The 12,321-nt window shown below is 69.2% G+C and carries 18 protein-coding genes and 3 pseudogenes; 11 read left to right on the plus strand and 10 right to left on the minus strand.

Going from position 1 to position 12,321, the window contains the following annotated elements; all coding sequences use genetic code 11:
* Positions 1-593, plus strand: a pseudogene (locus NKF06_RS16850) (ATP-NAD kinase); the annotation flags it as partial.
* Positions 594-600: 7 nt separating this feature from the next.
* Here the strand turns inward: NKF06_RS16850 and NKF06_RS16855 are convergent.
* Positions 601-1,464, minus strand: a pseudogene (locus tag NKF06_RS16855) (DUF99 family protein); the annotation flags it as partial.
* Positions 1,465-1,517: 53 nt separating this feature from the next.
* On the minus strand, positions 1,518-1,688 hold the full coding sequence (locus NKF06_RS16860; protein WP_004044482.1) for a DUF5786 family protein: 171 nt from the start codon (positions 1,686-1,688) through the stop codon (positions 1,518-1,520).
* 131 nt (positions 1,689-1,819) lie between these two features.
* On the opposite strand from NKF06_RS16860, the gene NKF06_RS16865 reads away from it, so the two are divergent.
* A complete protein-coding gene (locus tag NKF06_RS16865) occupies positions 1,820-2,446 on the plus strand; it encodes an MBL fold metallo-hydrolase (protein WP_058826672.1) in 627 nt (208 codons plus the stop codon).
* Between the two features lies 1 nt (position 2,447).
* Complete coding sequence (locus NKF06_RS16870; protein ID WP_253246066.1) at positions 2,448-2,828, plus strand: hypothetical protein; 381 nt, start codon at positions 2,448-2,450, stop codon at positions 2,826-2,828.
* Between the two features lie 17 nt (positions 2,829-2,845).
* Here NKF06_RS16870 and NKF06_RS16875 read toward each other — a convergent pair whose 3' ends face one another.
* Together NKF06_RS16875 and NKF06_RS16880 are read right to left on the minus strand one after the other, a co-directional pair.
* A complete protein-coding gene (locus NKF06_RS16875; protein ID WP_004044485.1) occupies positions 2,846-2,992 on the minus strand; it encodes a 50S ribosomal protein L40e in 147 nt (48 codons plus the stop codon).
* Between the two features lie 113 nt (positions 2,993-3,105).
* Positions 3,106-3,372, minus strand: a complete 267-nt coding sequence (locus tag NKF06_RS16880; RefSeq protein WP_253246067.1) for a thioredoxin family protein — start codon at positions 3,370-3,372, stop codon at positions 3,106-3,108.
* A 221-nt stretch (positions 3,373-3,593) separates the two neighbouring features.
* Here NKF06_RS16880 and NKF06_RS16885 point away from each other — a divergent pair, with 221 nt between their 5' ends.
* The 4 genes and pseudogenes from NKF06_RS16885 to NKF06_RS16900 all read left to right on the plus strand — a co-directional run bounded on the left by NKF06_RS16885 (position 3,594) and on the right by NKF06_RS16900 (position 6,296).
* A complete protein-coding gene (locus NKF06_RS16885) occupies positions 3,594-3,758 on the plus strand; it encodes a preprotein translocase subunit Sec61beta (RefSeq protein ID WP_004058037.1) in 165 nt (54 codons plus the stop codon).
* A 55-nt stretch (positions 3,759-3,813) separates the two neighbouring features.
* Entirely contained in the window at positions 3,814-4,422 is a 609-nt protein-coding gene (gene pdxT, locus NKF06_RS16890; RefSeq protein ID WP_058826674.1) for a pyridoxal 5'-phosphate synthase glutaminase subunit PdxT, read from the plus strand.
* Positions 4,423-4,496: 74 nt separating this feature from the next.
* Entirely contained in the window at positions 4,497-4,799 is a 303-nt protein-coding gene (gene hisE / locus NKF06_RS16895; RefSeq protein ID WP_058826675.1) for a phosphoribosyl-ATP diphosphatase, read from the plus strand.
* A gap of 244 nt (positions 4,800-5,043) precedes the next feature.
* Positions 5,044-6,296, plus strand: a pseudogene (locus NKF06_RS16900) (MFS transporter).
* Positions 6,297-6,326: 30 nt separating this feature from the next.
* On the opposite strand, the gene npdG reads toward NKF06_RS16900, so the two are convergent.
* A complete protein-coding gene (gene npdG, locus NKF06_RS16910) occupies positions 6,327-6,995 on the minus strand; it encodes an NADPH-dependent F420 reductase (RefSeq protein ID WP_253246069.1) in 669 nt (222 codons plus the stop codon).
* A 106-nt stretch (positions 6,996-7,101) separates the two neighbouring features.
* On the opposite strand from npdG, the gene NKF06_RS16915 reads away from it, so the two are divergent.
* Entirely contained in the window at positions 7,102-7,302 is a 201-nt protein-coding gene (locus tag NKF06_RS16915) for a hypothetical protein (protein WP_058826894.1), read from the plus strand.
* 4 nt (positions 7,303-7,306) lie between these two features.
* On the opposite strand, the gene NKF06_RS16920 is transcribed toward NKF06_RS16915, so the two are convergent.
* From NKF06_RS16920 to NKF06_RS16930, 3 genes are read right to left on the minus strand one after another with little or no spacing between them, the layout of a single operon-like run.
* Positions 7,307-7,519, minus strand: a complete 213-nt coding sequence (locus NKF06_RS16920; RefSeq protein ID WP_058826678.1) for a hypothetical protein — start codon at positions 7,517-7,519, stop codon at positions 7,307-7,309.
* Positions 7,520-7,568: 49 nt separating this feature from the next.
* Complete coding sequence (locus NKF06_RS16925; protein WP_253246070.1) at positions 7,569-8,423, minus strand: TIGR01548 family HAD-type hydrolase; 855 nt, start codon at positions 8,421-8,423, stop codon at positions 7,569-7,571.
* Between the two features lie 52 nt (positions 8,424-8,475).
* The gene (locus NKF06_RS16930) at positions 8,476-8,907 is read right to left on the minus strand and encodes a UPF0146 family protein (RefSeq protein ID WP_253246071.1); all 432 of its coding nucleotides are present in this window, start codon (positions 8,905-8,907) and stop codon (positions 8,476-8,478) included.
* A 39-nt stretch (positions 8,908-8,946) separates the two neighbouring features.
* Between NKF06_RS16930 and NKF06_RS16935 the strand changes: the two genes are divergently transcribed.
* Genes NKF06_RS16935 through rtcA form a run of 3 tightly spaced genes read left to right on the plus strand, consistent with a single transcriptional unit; the run spans position 8,947 to position 11,086 of the window.
* A complete protein-coding gene (locus tag NKF06_RS16935) occupies positions 8,947-9,468 on the plus strand; it encodes an archaemetzincin family Zn-dependent metalloprotease (protein WP_004969113.1) in 522 nt (173 codons plus the stop codon).
* A gap of 58 nt (positions 9,469-9,526) precedes the next feature.
* Complete coding sequence (locus NKF06_RS16940) at positions 9,527-9,976, plus strand: universal stress protein (RefSeq protein ID WP_058826681.1); 450 nt, start codon at positions 9,527-9,529, stop codon at positions 9,974-9,976.
* Positions 9,977-11,086 carry an RNA 3'-terminal phosphate cyclase gene (gene rtcA / locus NKF06_RS16945; RefSeq protein ID WP_253246072.1) on the plus strand — a complete coding sequence of 370 codons (1,110 nt, stop codon included), beginning with the start codon at positions 9,977-9,979 and terminating at the stop codon, positions 11,084-11,086.
* A gap of 24 nt (positions 11,087-11,110) precedes the next feature.
* Here the strand turns inward: rtcA and NKF06_RS16950 are convergent, their stop codons facing one another.
* Both NKF06_RS16950 and NKF06_RS16955 read right to left on the minus strand, forming a co-directional pair.
* On the minus strand, positions 11,111-11,593 hold the full coding sequence (locus NKF06_RS16950) for a YbhB/YbcL family Raf kinase inhibitor-like protein (protein WP_253246073.1): 483 nt from the start codon (positions 11,591-11,593) through the stop codon (positions 11,111-11,113).
* A 54-nt stretch (positions 11,594-11,647) separates the two neighbouring features.
* On the minus strand, positions 11,648-12,321 hold a 674-nt coding region (locus NKF06_RS16955), incomplete at its 5' end, for a VOC family protein (protein WP_253246074.1).

Raw genomic sequence — 12,321 nt, forward strand, 5'->3', positions numbered from 1 at the left:
CGTCGGCGGGCGCGGCCGCCGCGCTCGTCGGCAGCGGAGCAGTCCCCGCGGCGGAGGCGACCACGCGCCACGGGACCGTCGAGGTCGACGTCGTCCGGTCCGAAGAGACGACGGTCATCCGCGGACTCGCGACCGTCGGCGTTCTCGACCGCCCCTTCGTCGGCACGCGGGCGATTCTCGACCCGAGCGACATCGTCGGCGGTGTCGTCTCGCGGTCGTCGCCCGCGGAAATCGGGCTCTCGGGCATCGCCGGCGGTCTCGTCACGCACCGACCGGACGACCCCGGCGGCGTCGGCTTCCGACTGTCCCGCGATGGCGAGAGCGGAGCGACCGCCCCGGCGACGAGGGTCAAGGCGATTACCGTCCCCGGAAACCTCTCGACGGTCGACGTGGCCGAACACCGCGTCCTCGACGACGGCGAGGACTACGCGTTCGAGGTGGACCGCGGAGTCATAAGCGTCGACGGTGAGCGAGAACTCGAGGTTCGGGACGGAACCGTCCGCCTCCGTCCGGTGAGCGACGGCCCGCGACTGGTCGACGTCGAGTCGGTCCTCGAACGGGCGGCCGACGAGGGCCGCTTCAGGCTCGGGTGAGCCTTTTTCACCGCCCGCCGGCGGCGATGACGAGCGACCACGGATTCTCGACGTGTTCGACGAGCGTGCCGAGCATGCGGGCGGCGTCCGCCCCATCGACGATGCGGTGGTCGAACGACAGCGAAAAGGAGATAACCCGCCGGACGGCCACGTCGCCGTCGTCGGTCGGCACGGCCTCCCGGCGAATCGTGTTGACGCCGAGGATGGCGACCTGCGGCGGGTTGATTATCGGGTCGAACGACTCGACGCCGAGGACACCGAGGTTCGAGACGGTGAACGTGCCCCCGGAGAGGTCGTCCATCGTGAAGTCACCCGACAGCGCCCGCTGGGTGACCTCGGCGCGGGTCTCGGCGAGTTCGGCGAGCGACAGGGAGGCCACGTCGCGGACGACCGGCGCGATGAGTCCCTCGTCGATGTCGACCGCGACGCAGACGTTGTGTTCCCCGTGGAGCCTGTGGATGCCGTCCTCGAAGGTCGCGTTGAACGCGGGGTGTTCGTCGAGCGACGCCGAGAGCGCGAGGAGCAGCACGTCTGTTATCGACACGTCCACGCCGAGGGCGTCGTCGGCGGCGTTCGCCGCGGCGAGCAGTTCCTCCGCGTCGGCACGTCGGTCGATCGTGACGTGGACCGCCTCGCGGTAGCTCTCGCCGAGGCGGTCGGCGATGGTGCGGCGCATCCCCGACAGCGGCCGTTCCGTTTCGACCGGTTCGCTTGCGGCGGTCGCGTCGGTCGCGTCGTCGCCGCCGACGGTGCACGTCTCGAAGGCGAGGCCGTCGACGACCCGGTCGGCGCGGACGACCGCGCCGCAGAGGACACTCTCCGGAGACGTGTCTGTCGAAAAATGAGCGCCGTCAGCGTCGTCTGTGGGTGCGCGCGCCGCCCCGGGGGAAGATTCCGCGACCCCGAGAGCGCGAGACCCCGACTTCACTCGTCTTTAATCTCCTGGAGCCGGTCGAGGAGTTCGTCGTTGGACGCGCCGATTTCGAAATCGACTTCGCCCTCGTGTTTCTCCTCACTCGTCGTGACGCCGTCTTCCTCGTCGAAGTCGACGTTCTGGTCTCCTTGTTCGGACTCGTCGTAGCTCCCAAATCCCATACACTCATACGTACACGACCGAGCCCCAAAAAGGATTTGTCGCACGAGTTCGACGTTTGGGGGCGAGTTGCGGTGTCGCGGGGAACGTCTCGCCCGTCCGACTTTTTCCGTTCGGGCGCGTACGCGGAGGTATGGAAGTCATCCCAGTCACCGCCGACGCCGAGACCTTCACCTGCAACGCCTACCTCGTCCTCGGCGAGCGAACCGTCCTCGTCGACGCCGGGACGATGCCGGGCGTCGAGGCGGTCGTCGCCGAGCATACCGACGACCTCGACGCGGTGGTCGTCACTCACCAGCACTCCGACCACGTGGGCGAACTCGACGCGGTGGTCGAGCGGTTCGACCCGGACGTGTACGCCTACGCCGACCACCCGCTTCGGACCCACGAACTCGAAGACGGCGACCACGTCGAGATGGGCGACGAGTCGTTCGAAGTCGTCTACACGCCCGGCCACGCCGACGACCACGTCTCGCTCGTGAGCGGGCGGTCGCTGTTCTCCGGCGACGTGTTCGTCTACAACGACGGCGCGTTCGACGACGGCAGTTTCGGCCGCACCGACATGCCGGGACAGTCCCGCGAGCGCCTCATCAGCAGCCTGCACACGCTCCTCGACCGCTTGCCCTCGACCGTCAAGGCGCTGTACGCCGGGCACGGAGACCCCTTCGAGAACGAGGCCGGCGGCGACACCGTCCGCGACGCGCTCGAACGCGCCATCGAACGCGCGGAACGCCGCGAGCCGAAGTACCCGGAGGCCTGAGATGGCGGCCGACACACCCGGGGGCGCGGGCGACGGCCTGACGCGACTGCACTACGTCGGCGTCGGTCTCGCGGCCGTGACGGGGCTGATTCATCTCGCGCTCGGCGCGGGCGCGCTGGCCGCGAACCTCGCCGACCCGCTCGGCATCGCGTTCATCGGGGCCGCGGCGGGCTTCGCGGCCGGCATCGTCGGCATCCTGCGCGGCGACGAGCGCCTCCGCCCGCGGGTGGTGTTGCTCGGCATCCCCTTCACCGCCGGACAGGTGGTCCTCTACGTCGCGCTCAACTGGCCGGATATCTTCGGAATCGGCGGTATCGTGGACAAACTCGTCCAGCTCGCGCTCCTCGCGGTGCTGGTCGAACTGTATCGGCGAGACGCCTGAGAGAGAAGCGTGCGAGCTTACGCAGCGCGGCGTTCCTTCGACTTGGGTCGAAGGTGCTTGTAGCCGCACTTGCGGCACTGCTTGGCCTTCTGAGGGTTGCGCGCGTTGCACCGCATGCAGATCTGCTTCTCGAGCGTCCGCTTCGTCGCAGCGTCACTAGCCATGCATACGAGTCCCCCCGCCGGTCGTATAACGCTTGCGAGACACACCGCCGGCGCTCGCGGGGCTCTCGGCGGCCATCTGGATGGGTCGGAAAACGCGGCGGTCCGCGGCGCGTCTACGCGCCGGCCTGGCTCAGCGCCGATTCGATGTCGTCGCGCTGGGTGACGCCCACGAAGCGGTCGACGATGCCGTCGCCGTTCTCGACGATGAGCGTCGGGAGCGAGCGAACCTGATACTGGTTGGCAACGTCCTGTTCCTCGTCGACGTCGACCTTGACGAACTCGACGTTCTCGTAGTCGCCCTCGAGGTCGTCGAGAATCGGGTCCTGCGTCTTACAAGGGCCGCACCAGTCCGCGTAAAAGTCCAAGAGTCGAACAGTCATCGTATCCCGACGCAACTTGCCTGCCCCCGCGCATAAGGATTACTCATGGGCCCGCGGCTCTCCGGTTGTGCTTCCAGTCATGCAAAACGGGTTCCGACCCGTCGGTCCCCGAGACGGCCGCGAGCGGGCTCGTTCGATGAGCGCGTTTTTTCGGCCCGCGCCGGGGCGCGTTTCGAGCGCGAGCCGAAACGTTTACGCGGCGGACGCACGGACGGTGGAACATGAGCAAGGGCCAGAACAGCGGCGGTCTGATGTCGAGCGCGGGCCTCGTCCGCTACTTCGACGCGGAGGACCGCAACGCGATTCGAGTCGACCCCAAGACCGTCGTCGCCACGGGAGCGCTGTTCGGCATCGGTATTCTGGTGCTGAACGCGCTCGCGTTCTGAACCGCGCCGACCGCCGAACGGACGCTTTTTGTCCGCGGCTTCCCGAGACACCTCCATGACTACGCTACGCGCCGGCGTCGTCGCCGTGCAGGGCGACGTGTCCGAGCACGCCGACGCCGTCGAGCGGGCCGCTGCGGCCCACGGCGTCGACGCCGAAATCGTCGAGATTCGAAGCGACGGCCTCGTCCCCGACTGCGACGTGTTACTCATGCCGGGCGGCGAGTCCACGACCATCTCTCGACTCCTCGAACGCGAGGGCATCGACGACGAGATTCGCGCCCACGTCGACGCCGGCAAACCCGTCCTCGCCACCTGCGCCGGCCTCATCGTCGCCTCCCGCGACGCCAAAGACGACCGCGTGACGACGCTCGACCTCCTCGACGTGACGGTCGACCGCAACGCCTTCGGCCGACAGGTCGACAGCTTCGAGGCCCCGCTAGACGTGGCCGGCCTCGACTCGCCGTTCCCCGCGGTGTTCATCCGCGCGCCCCTCATCGACGAGGTCGGCGAGGGCGTGGAGGTGCTCGCCGAGTGGGACGGCAACCCGGTCGCCGTCCGCGACGGCCCCGTCGTCGGTACCTCGTTCCATCCCGAACTGACGCCCGATAGCCGCATCCACGACCTCGCGTTCTTCGACGAACTGGCGGTCGAAGTCGACGCCTGAGCGACCGGCTAGCTGGCGGAGTGACGGCCGCCCGAACCAGAGGGTCTTTTTCCGCGCCCGCCCGTCGTGCGACCATGGACGCCGACACCCCGACCGAGGAGGTCTTAGACGAACTCTTTGGGACCATCGAGTCGCGCAAGGCGGAACTCCCCGAAGACTCCTACACGACGACGCTATTCACCCACGAGAAAGGCGAGAACTACGTCCTCGAAAAGCTCGGCGAGGAGATGACAGAGACCATCCTCGCGGCCAAGGACGACGACCGCGAGGAACTGCTCTACGAGAGCGCCGACCTCGTCTACCACCTGCTTGTCCTGCTGTCGATGAAGGACGCCTCGCTCGACGACCTGCGCGAAGAGCTGAAAGCACGGTTCTGAGACCGTCTTCCCGGACGGCTCTCCACGGCCGCACCCCGCAACGCGGCGTCGGCGTTCGACCGTCGCCGCTTGCTGGTCGTCGCCCGCAGTTTCCGGACGAGACGGCCCGATTGCAAAGCACCAAGAGCGTGGACTCACGATAGCGCACTCTCTCGATGCACGCCCCCCGAACCCGCGTCCGCCAGTCCGTTCCCGCGCACCCCACGCCCCACCGCGCCGCGCCCGCCTCCCGAGGGTCGGCCGCGTGAGTCGGCTGTTCGGCGGCGACGAGCCGTCAGTCGAGTTCGTCGCCGGGAGCCTCATCGCGGGCGTCTTCTTCGGCGGCGTCGGCGCGGGCGTCGCCTTCCCGACGCTGCCGACGCTCGGTCCCATCATCGGCATCACGCCGTTCGTGGTCGGTCTCATCCTCTCTGCGAACCGGTTCACCCGACTGGTCGTGAACACGCCCGCCGGGCAGATACTCGACCGGATGGGGACCCGCCGGCCGATGATAGCCGGATTCGTCGTGCAGGGGCTGTCGCCGTTCGGCTACGTCCTCGGACTGAACCCCGGTCCGATTCCGCTCGACAGCGCGACTATCTTCCTCCTGTCGCGGGCCTGCTGGGGCGTCGGCTCGGCGTTCGTCTTCGTCGGCGCGTTCAGCACCATCACGCACGTCACCTCGGGCGAAAACCGCGGGAAGTGGGTCGGCTACATGCGCGGCGGCCAGAGCCTCGGCTTCCCCGCGGGTCTCGTCGTCGGCGGCCTCGTCACCGACGCGTTCGGCTACGCCACCGCGTTCGCCGTCGCGGGGTGCGCGGGCCTGTTCGCCGCCCTCGTCGCCATCTCCGTCCTCCCGGACGTGCAGACCGACGTGACGGCGGCGAGTTCGCTCCGCGACGTGCCGCGGCTGGTGCGCTCGGACATCCGCATCTTCACCGTCGGCACCGTCAACTTCGCCGTCCGATTCCTGTTTGCGGGCGTCCTCCTCTCGACGGCCGTGCTGTACGCGACGGCGAACGACATCTCTCTCGGCGGCCTCTCCGGAGCCGGCGTCAGCGGCGTCGTGATGGCGTCGGCGTCGTCGCGTCGAGCGTCACGACGCTCGTTGTCGGGCGGTACTCCGACCGTCTGTCGAACCGCGCGGCGCTGACGCTGCCCGCACTGGGCGTCCTCGCGTCCGGGTTCGCGCTGTTGGCGCTCGTGCCGACGCTCCCTTCGACGCTCGCGGGCGTGGCGCTCATCGGCATCGGCGTCGGCGGGTCGAACCCGCCGCTTCTGGCCTATCTCGGCGACCTCAGTCCGGCCGACGACGTGGGCAAACTCGGCGGCGTCTACAACGTCTTCGGCGACTCGGGGTCGACGCTCGGCCCGCTCGTGGCCGTCCCGCTGGCCGAGGTGGTCGGCTTCCGCGTCGAGTACCTCGCCTGCGTCGCGCTCGTGGTCGTCGTCGGACTGCTCGTAGCGCGGACGCTCTACGGGGAGGCCGCGACGGCACCGCGGTCGGAACTGTCGTGAGAAATCGCGTCGGGCGCGGGTCGAACGGCGCTACTTGAACTCGATGCCGAGGTCGTGCAGGCCGTCGTTGTTCTGTGCGACGTTGATGAGAAGCGGCGTCACCGCCTCGATTTCGGGGGCGTTGGCGAGGCCGCCGCCGTCGAGGGCGCGGAGGCCGTCGATGCCCTCGGCGAGCAGGCGCACCGTCTCCTTCGCGTCCTCGTCGTCGGCGACGAGGAGCGTGTCGATGCCGAGGTCGGCGTCGAGGTCGGCCAGTCGGCCGGCCGCGAGGTTGTGGAACGCGCCGACGACCGGCACGTCGTCGGGAGTCGCGTCGGCGACGAGCGCCGTCACGCTCCCCGCCTTCGGCGGGTGGTAGTGGAAGCCGTCGTCGTCGCGCTTCATGCCCGCGGCGGGCGTGACGAGCACGTCGCCCTCGGACAGGGAGTCGACGACGGCCTCGACGGTGTCGGAGACGTGGTACGGCGGCACGGCGAGGACGACCACGGAGGCGCGGTCGGCGGCCATCTCGTTCGTGAAGCCGTTTACCTTCACGTCGCGGCCGCGGCTGGAGAGTTCGGTCTCGTACTCGTCGGCCTTCGCGCGGGCCTTGTCGGGGTCGCGCGACCCGATGATGACCTCGTGGTCGGTGTGGTAGGCCCAGCGGAGGGCGAGGCCCTCGCCGATGTCGCCGGTCCCACCGAGGAGTGCGATTCGCATACTCACACCTCCGGACCGAGCCGACCTAAAGGGTTGTGCGACCGGTCGGTTCTGCCTGTGTCCGCGAGGAGAAAACGCTATGAGTTCAAAGAACTGTCACGAAAGCGTGAACGAATCGAGGTACTTTCAGGCGCTGACGCTGTGGTTCGTCGTGCTGATTTTCATGCAGACTGCGCCGGGTCTCGACGGTATCCTCGGAACCGCGCTCGGTGTCTTCTGTATCGCGCTGATATGGGTGCTGCCGGTGTATCTCGTCGTCAGGCTGGTCGACGACCTCGGCGCACGGTTCGGGAGTCGGTCCGGCTGAGGCGTCAGGCGTCGTCGTCGGACTCGAAGAGCGCCTGCACCCGCTCGAAGCCGTCGCGGTAGACGAGCCACCACGCGACCACCGGGGCCAAAAGCAGGAGCGGCCCGACGAGGAACAACTGCGTGAACGGGTCCGGCGGGAGGAGGTACGTCCCGACGACGACCACGACGGCGTCGAGCGCGAGCAGCGTGACGACGAAGGCGCGGAGGTGTCCCATCAGCGGCCCTCCGGCGTCGAAACGGGTGTCGGAGCCAGCGTCCGAGCCATCAGTCGAGCAGGTCCGGAAGCTCGTTCACGTCCTCGACGACGGCGGCCGCGCCGATTTCCGAGAACTTCTGTCGGCCGTCGTCGCCGGTCAGGCCGCCGGAGAGGACGCCGACACCGTAGTAGACGCGGTCGGGGTCGGTGGCGTCGGCGTTCAGCGCCGTCTTCACGTCGTCGAGGGTGTCGCCGACGAAGACGACCGAGTCGGCTCCGAGGCGCTCTGCAACCGTCACGAGCGCGGCCGGGTGGGGCTTTCCCTCCTCCCAGTCGTCCATCGTGAACCGGTGGTCGTCGGCCACGTCGAGGCCGACGCGGTCGAGCGCGATGTCGGCCTCGGCGCTGGGGCGACCGGTGACGACGCCGAGTTCGCGGTCGCCGAGGGCGTCGAGCGTCTCCGGGCGGAGGAGCACGGGTTCGTCGTGGATGTAGCCGGCGGCCTCGAACGGCGGCTCGCCGTCTTCGAGGTCGCCGTAAAGGTCGCTTCCGAGGTAGAGCGCCTGAAACGTCTCGCGGAGCGCCTCGGGATCCCACTCGTCGAAGACGACGCTCGGGTCGGAAAACAGGGCTTCGACGGTCGCCTCGGCGGCGTCGAGGCCGCCGCCGCGGGTCTCGATTTCGTCGGTGAACTCGGCGACCGACAGGTCGGTCTCGCGGGCGGCGAGAACGTACAGCGCCGCCGCGTAGGTGAGCTCCCAGTCGTTGTTGAAGCCGCCGGCGTCCTTGAACAGTTGGACCTCGTCGCGGGAGATGGTCGTGCCGTAGTGTCGGTCCACGGATTCGACGATGGCGCGCCGGTAGGAGTCGGCGACGTCGACGAGCACTCCGTCGATATCGAGGACGACAGCGTCCGCGTGCATACCGGAACCGCGCGGCGAGCGGGCAAGTGCCTTACTCTTGGGCCCGAGCGGACTAGTCCCGCCGGGCGCGCCGACCCCGCCGTCCGCGCTCGGCGACGTACAGCGTGTCGCCCGGAAGCGACTCGCGGGCGACCGGAATCGAGGGCTCGTCGTAGCCGAGCGTGGTGAACAGGAAGTCGGCGTCGGCGCGGCGGGCGACCTCCGCGGCGGGCCGGTGGAGTTCGACGGGGACGTTCAGGGCGTAGACGACGCCGGCGTCGGCGTAGGGGCCGAGGTCGGAGGCGTCGGCGCGGGCGAACACGTCGTCGCGGACGAACGGGACGGCTTCGGGAACGGGAACGTCGTGCACGTCGACGGCGACCACGTCGACCCCGCGGTCGGCGAGGGCGGCCGCCACCGATGGCTCCCGACCAACCCCGACTTCGACCGCGCGGTCGTACCCCGACAACCGTGCGACGAGCGCGTCGCGAAGCGATTTTTTCACGTCGGGATATTTATGAAGCGTCCCCGCTTAATCCCTCGCATGCTCGTCGATATCGTGCCTATCGGGGATATTTCTGCGGCCGTCAAGCGGGAGGCATCCGCCGGACTCCGCTCCGTCTACGACTGCGACGTGACCGTGCACTCGAATCAGGCGATTCCTGAGGGCGCGTTCGACCGGAGCCGAAACCAGTACCGGGCCGAGCAGTTCATCGAGCTGGCGAGCCGCATCGGACGCGGCGAGAAGAACATCGGCATCACGGAGAAGGACCTCTACTACCGCCGCCGAAACTACGTCTTCGGCCTCGCGTACCTCAACGGCAACGGCTCCGTCATCTCCACCTACCGACTCCAGACCTCCACCGACGGCGGCATCACGAACAAGCCCGCCGACGAAGTGCTGTCCGACCGCGTTCGCAAGGAGGTCGTCCACGAGATCGGCCACACCCTCGGCCTCGAACACTGCGACAACAACAAGTGCGTCATGTCCTTCTCGCCGACGGTCCGCGAGGTGGACGTGAAAGAAGAGAACCTCTGCGGCACCTGCAGCCGGCTCGTTCACTAGTTCTCTGAGCGCGAGCACCGTCTCACCCTTTTTCTCGTCTCGGCACCTGTATTCAGGTATGAACTTCGTCGTTGCAGTAGACGGCTCTGCGGCCGCAGACAGAGCGCTCGACCACGCGCTCACGATGCTCGAACCGCTGGGTGCGACGGTCACCATCGTCCACGCGGTCGAACCGCAGGTCCTCGTCGAAGGCGGCGAGGAGCCCGTGGCGGGCGTGGCCAGAACCGGCGACCGAATCGTCGCCGAGAGCCTCGAAGACGCGGAATCGCGCGCCGAACACGTCCTGCAAGCGGCCGCCGAGCGCGCCGCCGACGCGGGCGTCGAAGCGACCACGGAACTCCTCTACGGCGACCCCGTGGAGGCGATTCCGACCTACGCCGACGAGGCGAACGCGGACGGCATCTTCGTCGGCCACCGCGGCCTCTCGAAGCGCTACGAGGGACTGGTCGGGAGCGTCGCCAAGGAACTGGTCGAGCGGGCGTCCTGCCCCGTCACCGTCGTCCGCTGAATGCGCCGGCTCGACGGGCGCGACGGCGGCGGCCAACCCCTGCGAACCGCCCTCGCGCTCTCGGTCGTGACCGGCGAGCCGTTCGAGATGACGAACGTCCGCGGGAACCGCTCGACACCCGGACTGAAGGCCCAGCACGTCGCCTGCGTCTCGGTCGCCGCGACCGTCTCGAACGCCGACGTCGAGGGCGGCGAAGTCGGCTCCTCGACGCTCCGCTTCTCGCCCCGCGGAGTCCGAACCGACCCGGTCGAGGCGGCCGTCGGAACCGCCGGGAGCGCGACGCTCGTCTGCGAGACGCTGCTCCCCGCGGCCGTCGCTCTCGACGACCCGCTTTCGCTCACCGTCACCGGCGGCACCGACGTTCGGTGGTCGCCGCCGGCGGACTACCTCCGGTACGCGAAGCGCCCGCTGTGTTCGGCGTTCGGCGTCGAGTTCGGCGTCTCGGTGCCTCGCCGCGGCTTTTACCCGGCCGGGGGCGGCAGGCTTTCGCTCCGCATCGAGCCGGCCGAGCCGACGCCGCTGGCGCTGTCCCGCCGCGCAGAACCCGACGAACTCCGGGTCTACTCGGTCGCGAGCGACTCGCTCGCTGAGGCCACGGTAGCCGAGCGACAGGTGGAGGGCGTCCGCGACGCGCTCGCCGATGCCGGCGTCGAACTCCCGGTCCGGTCGTCGGTCTCGTCGGTCGAGAGTGACTCGCCCGGGTCCGTCGTGGTCGTCGTCGCGCGAGGCGGAGAGGACGAGAGAGGCGGCGACTGCCCCGCGTCGCTCGTCGCCGGCTTCGACGCCTACGGCGAGCGCGGTACGCCGGCCGAAACAGTTGGGTCGCGGGCGGCCGCGTCGTTCCTCGACTGGCTCCGCGGCGACGCGCCCGTGGATCGCCACATGGCCGACCAACTGCTCGTCTGGGTCGCGCTCGCCGGGGGTCGCGTGCGGATTCCCGCCGTCACGGACCACGTGCGGACGAACCTCGACGTGATTCGTGCCTTCGGCTACGACGTGACGCTCCGGGCGGGCGAAGACAGCGACCGCGGCGCGGGGTCGGGCGCTGTCGCAGGTCTGGGGGCGGGGACGGGGACGGGCGCGGTCGTCGAGTCAGACGGCGGCCGCTGACCGGAAGGTCCGGCTTCGGCAGCCTCAGGGCGCGTATTTTCCGGTCAGTTGCGTCTCGGCGGTGACGTGTCCCGCGATGGCGCGCTTCAGGTCGGCTTTCGTCGCACCGGCGTCGAGGTCCAGAGCGGTGTCGAGCGCGTACAACAGGAACCGATAGGTGTGCTCGCCGTCCGGCGGGTTCGGCCCGCCGTAGCCCGTCTCGCCGTAGCTGTTAGTTCCCTCGACCGCGCCCGGGGGCGTCTCGCCCGCCTCGATGGCGTCGATGTCGGAGTCGATGTTCCAGACGAGCCAGTGGTCCCACACCTTGCCCGCGGGCTTCACCGCGTCGGGGTCGTCCATCACGAGCGCGAGCGAGACGGTTCCCGGGGGAACACCGCCGATTCGGAGTGGCGGGCTCTCGTTTTCGGTCGCGTAGCCGTGCGTGCGGGGTATCGGGCTTCGGTCGTCGAACGCCGGGCTCTGGAGGGTGAGCCCGCGACGGCGCTCGCTCGAATCGCTCGATATCATACCGTCCCGTTAGGCGACCAGCGACAAAACGATTAGTTCGGGGAAACCGACGCGTCAGCGTCCGTGAACGACGCGAACGCCGATTCCGTCTGGGTCGGAGAGGACGAGCGAATCGGTCGTGGCGGCCGCGGCGGTCACATCACCGTCGCCGGGCTCGACCTCGTCGAACTCGTGGCCGGCGGCGGCGAGCGACTCGCGGACCGCGTCGAGCGTCTCGGCGTCGGGGACGACGATTTCGAACCATTCGATTCCGCGGCCCTCTCCGGCCGGTTCGCTCCGGTTGTTCCAACTGTTCAGGCCGACGTGGTGGTGGTACTCGCCGGCGGCGACGAACGACGCGCCGGGGTAGCCCTCGTCGCGGACGCGCATGCCGAGCGCGTCGACGTAGAAGTCCCGCGAACGGGGGACGCTCGTGACTTCGAGGTGGACGTGGCCGAGGTCGGTGCCGTCTGGCGCGCGGTCCGCGCCGGCGGCGTCGTCCGCGAGCGACCCGAGGTCGAGCGGAAGCGTGTCCATCGACACCCGGCGGTCGTCGGTCCACGGCCACTCCTCGCGCGGGCGGTCGTGGTAGACCTCGACGCCGTTGCCCTCTGGGTCGCGGAAGTACAGCGCCTCGCTGACAAGGTGGTCGGACGCGCCGGAGAGGGTCGCGCCGGCGTCGCTGGGCGCGGGTTCGGGGCGCGAGAGAGCACGTCGCCCGAGCGCGCCGCGGGCACGCGAACCGCTCA

This window comes from Haloferax sp. AB510 (genome assembly GCF_024136985.1).
Taxonomy (GTDB): domain Archaea; phylum Halobacteriota; class Halobacteria; order Halobacteriales; family Haloferacaceae; genus Haloferax.

Bases quoted from the DNA above. Each gene is read 5' to 3' on its own strand.
- NKF06_RS16860 (WP_004044482.1), bottom strand. From the start codon at position 1,688: ATGGGATTTGGGAGCTACGACGAGTCCGAACAAGGAGACCAGAACGTC.
- NKF06_RS16865 (WP_058826672.1), top strand. From the start codon at position 1,820: ATGGAAGTCATCCCAGTCACCGCCGACGCCGAGACCTTCACCTGCAAC.
- NKF06_RS16870 (WP_253246066.1), top strand. From the start codon at position 2,448: ATGGCGGCCGACACACCCGGGGGCGCGGGCGACGGCCTGACGCGACTG.
- NKF06_RS16875 (WP_004044485.1), bottom strand. From the start codon at position 2,992: ATGGCTAGTGACGCTGCGACGAAGCGGACGCTCGAGAAGCAGATCTGC.
- NKF06_RS16880 (WP_253246067.1), bottom strand. From the start codon at position 3,372: ATGACTGTTCGACTCTTGGACTTTTACGCGGACTGGTGCGGCCCTTGT.
- NKF06_RS16885 (WP_004058037.1), top strand. From the start codon at position 3,594: ATGAGCAAGGGCCAGAACAGCGGCGGTCTGATGTCGAGCGCGGGCCTC.
- pdxT (WP_058826674.1), top strand. From the start codon at position 3,814: ATGACTACGCTACGCGCCGGCGTCGTCGCCGTGCAGGGCGACGTGTCC.
- hisE (WP_058826675.1), top strand. From the start codon at position 4,497: ATGGACGCCGACACCCCGACCGAGGAGGTCTTAGACGAACTCTTTGGG.
- npdG (WP_253246069.1), bottom strand. From the start codon at position 6,995: ATGCGAATCGCACTCCTCGGTGGGACCGGCGACATCGGCGAGGGCCTC.
- NKF06_RS16920 (WP_058826678.1), bottom strand. From the start codon at position 7,519: ATGGGACACCTCCGCGCCTTCGTCGTCACGCTGCTCGCGCTCGACGCC.
- NKF06_RS16925 (WP_253246070.1), bottom strand. From the start codon at position 8,423: ATGCACGCGGACGCTGTCGTCCTCGATATCGACGGAGTGCTCGTCGAC.
- NKF06_RS16935 (WP_004969113.1), top strand. From the start codon at position 8,947: ATGCTCGTCGATATCGTGCCTATCGGGGATATTTCTGCGGCCGTCAAG.
- NKF06_RS16940 (WP_058826681.1), top strand. From the start codon at position 9,527: ATGAACTTCGTCGTTGCAGTAGACGGCTCTGCGGCCGCAGACAGAGCG.
- rtcA (WP_253246072.1), top strand. From the start codon at position 9,977: ATGCGCCGGCTCGACGGGCGCGACGGCGGCGGCCAACCCCTGCGAACC.
- NKF06_RS16950 (WP_253246073.1), bottom strand. From the start codon at position 11,593: ATGATATCGAGCGATTCGAGCGAGCGCCGTCGCGGGCTCACCCTCCAG.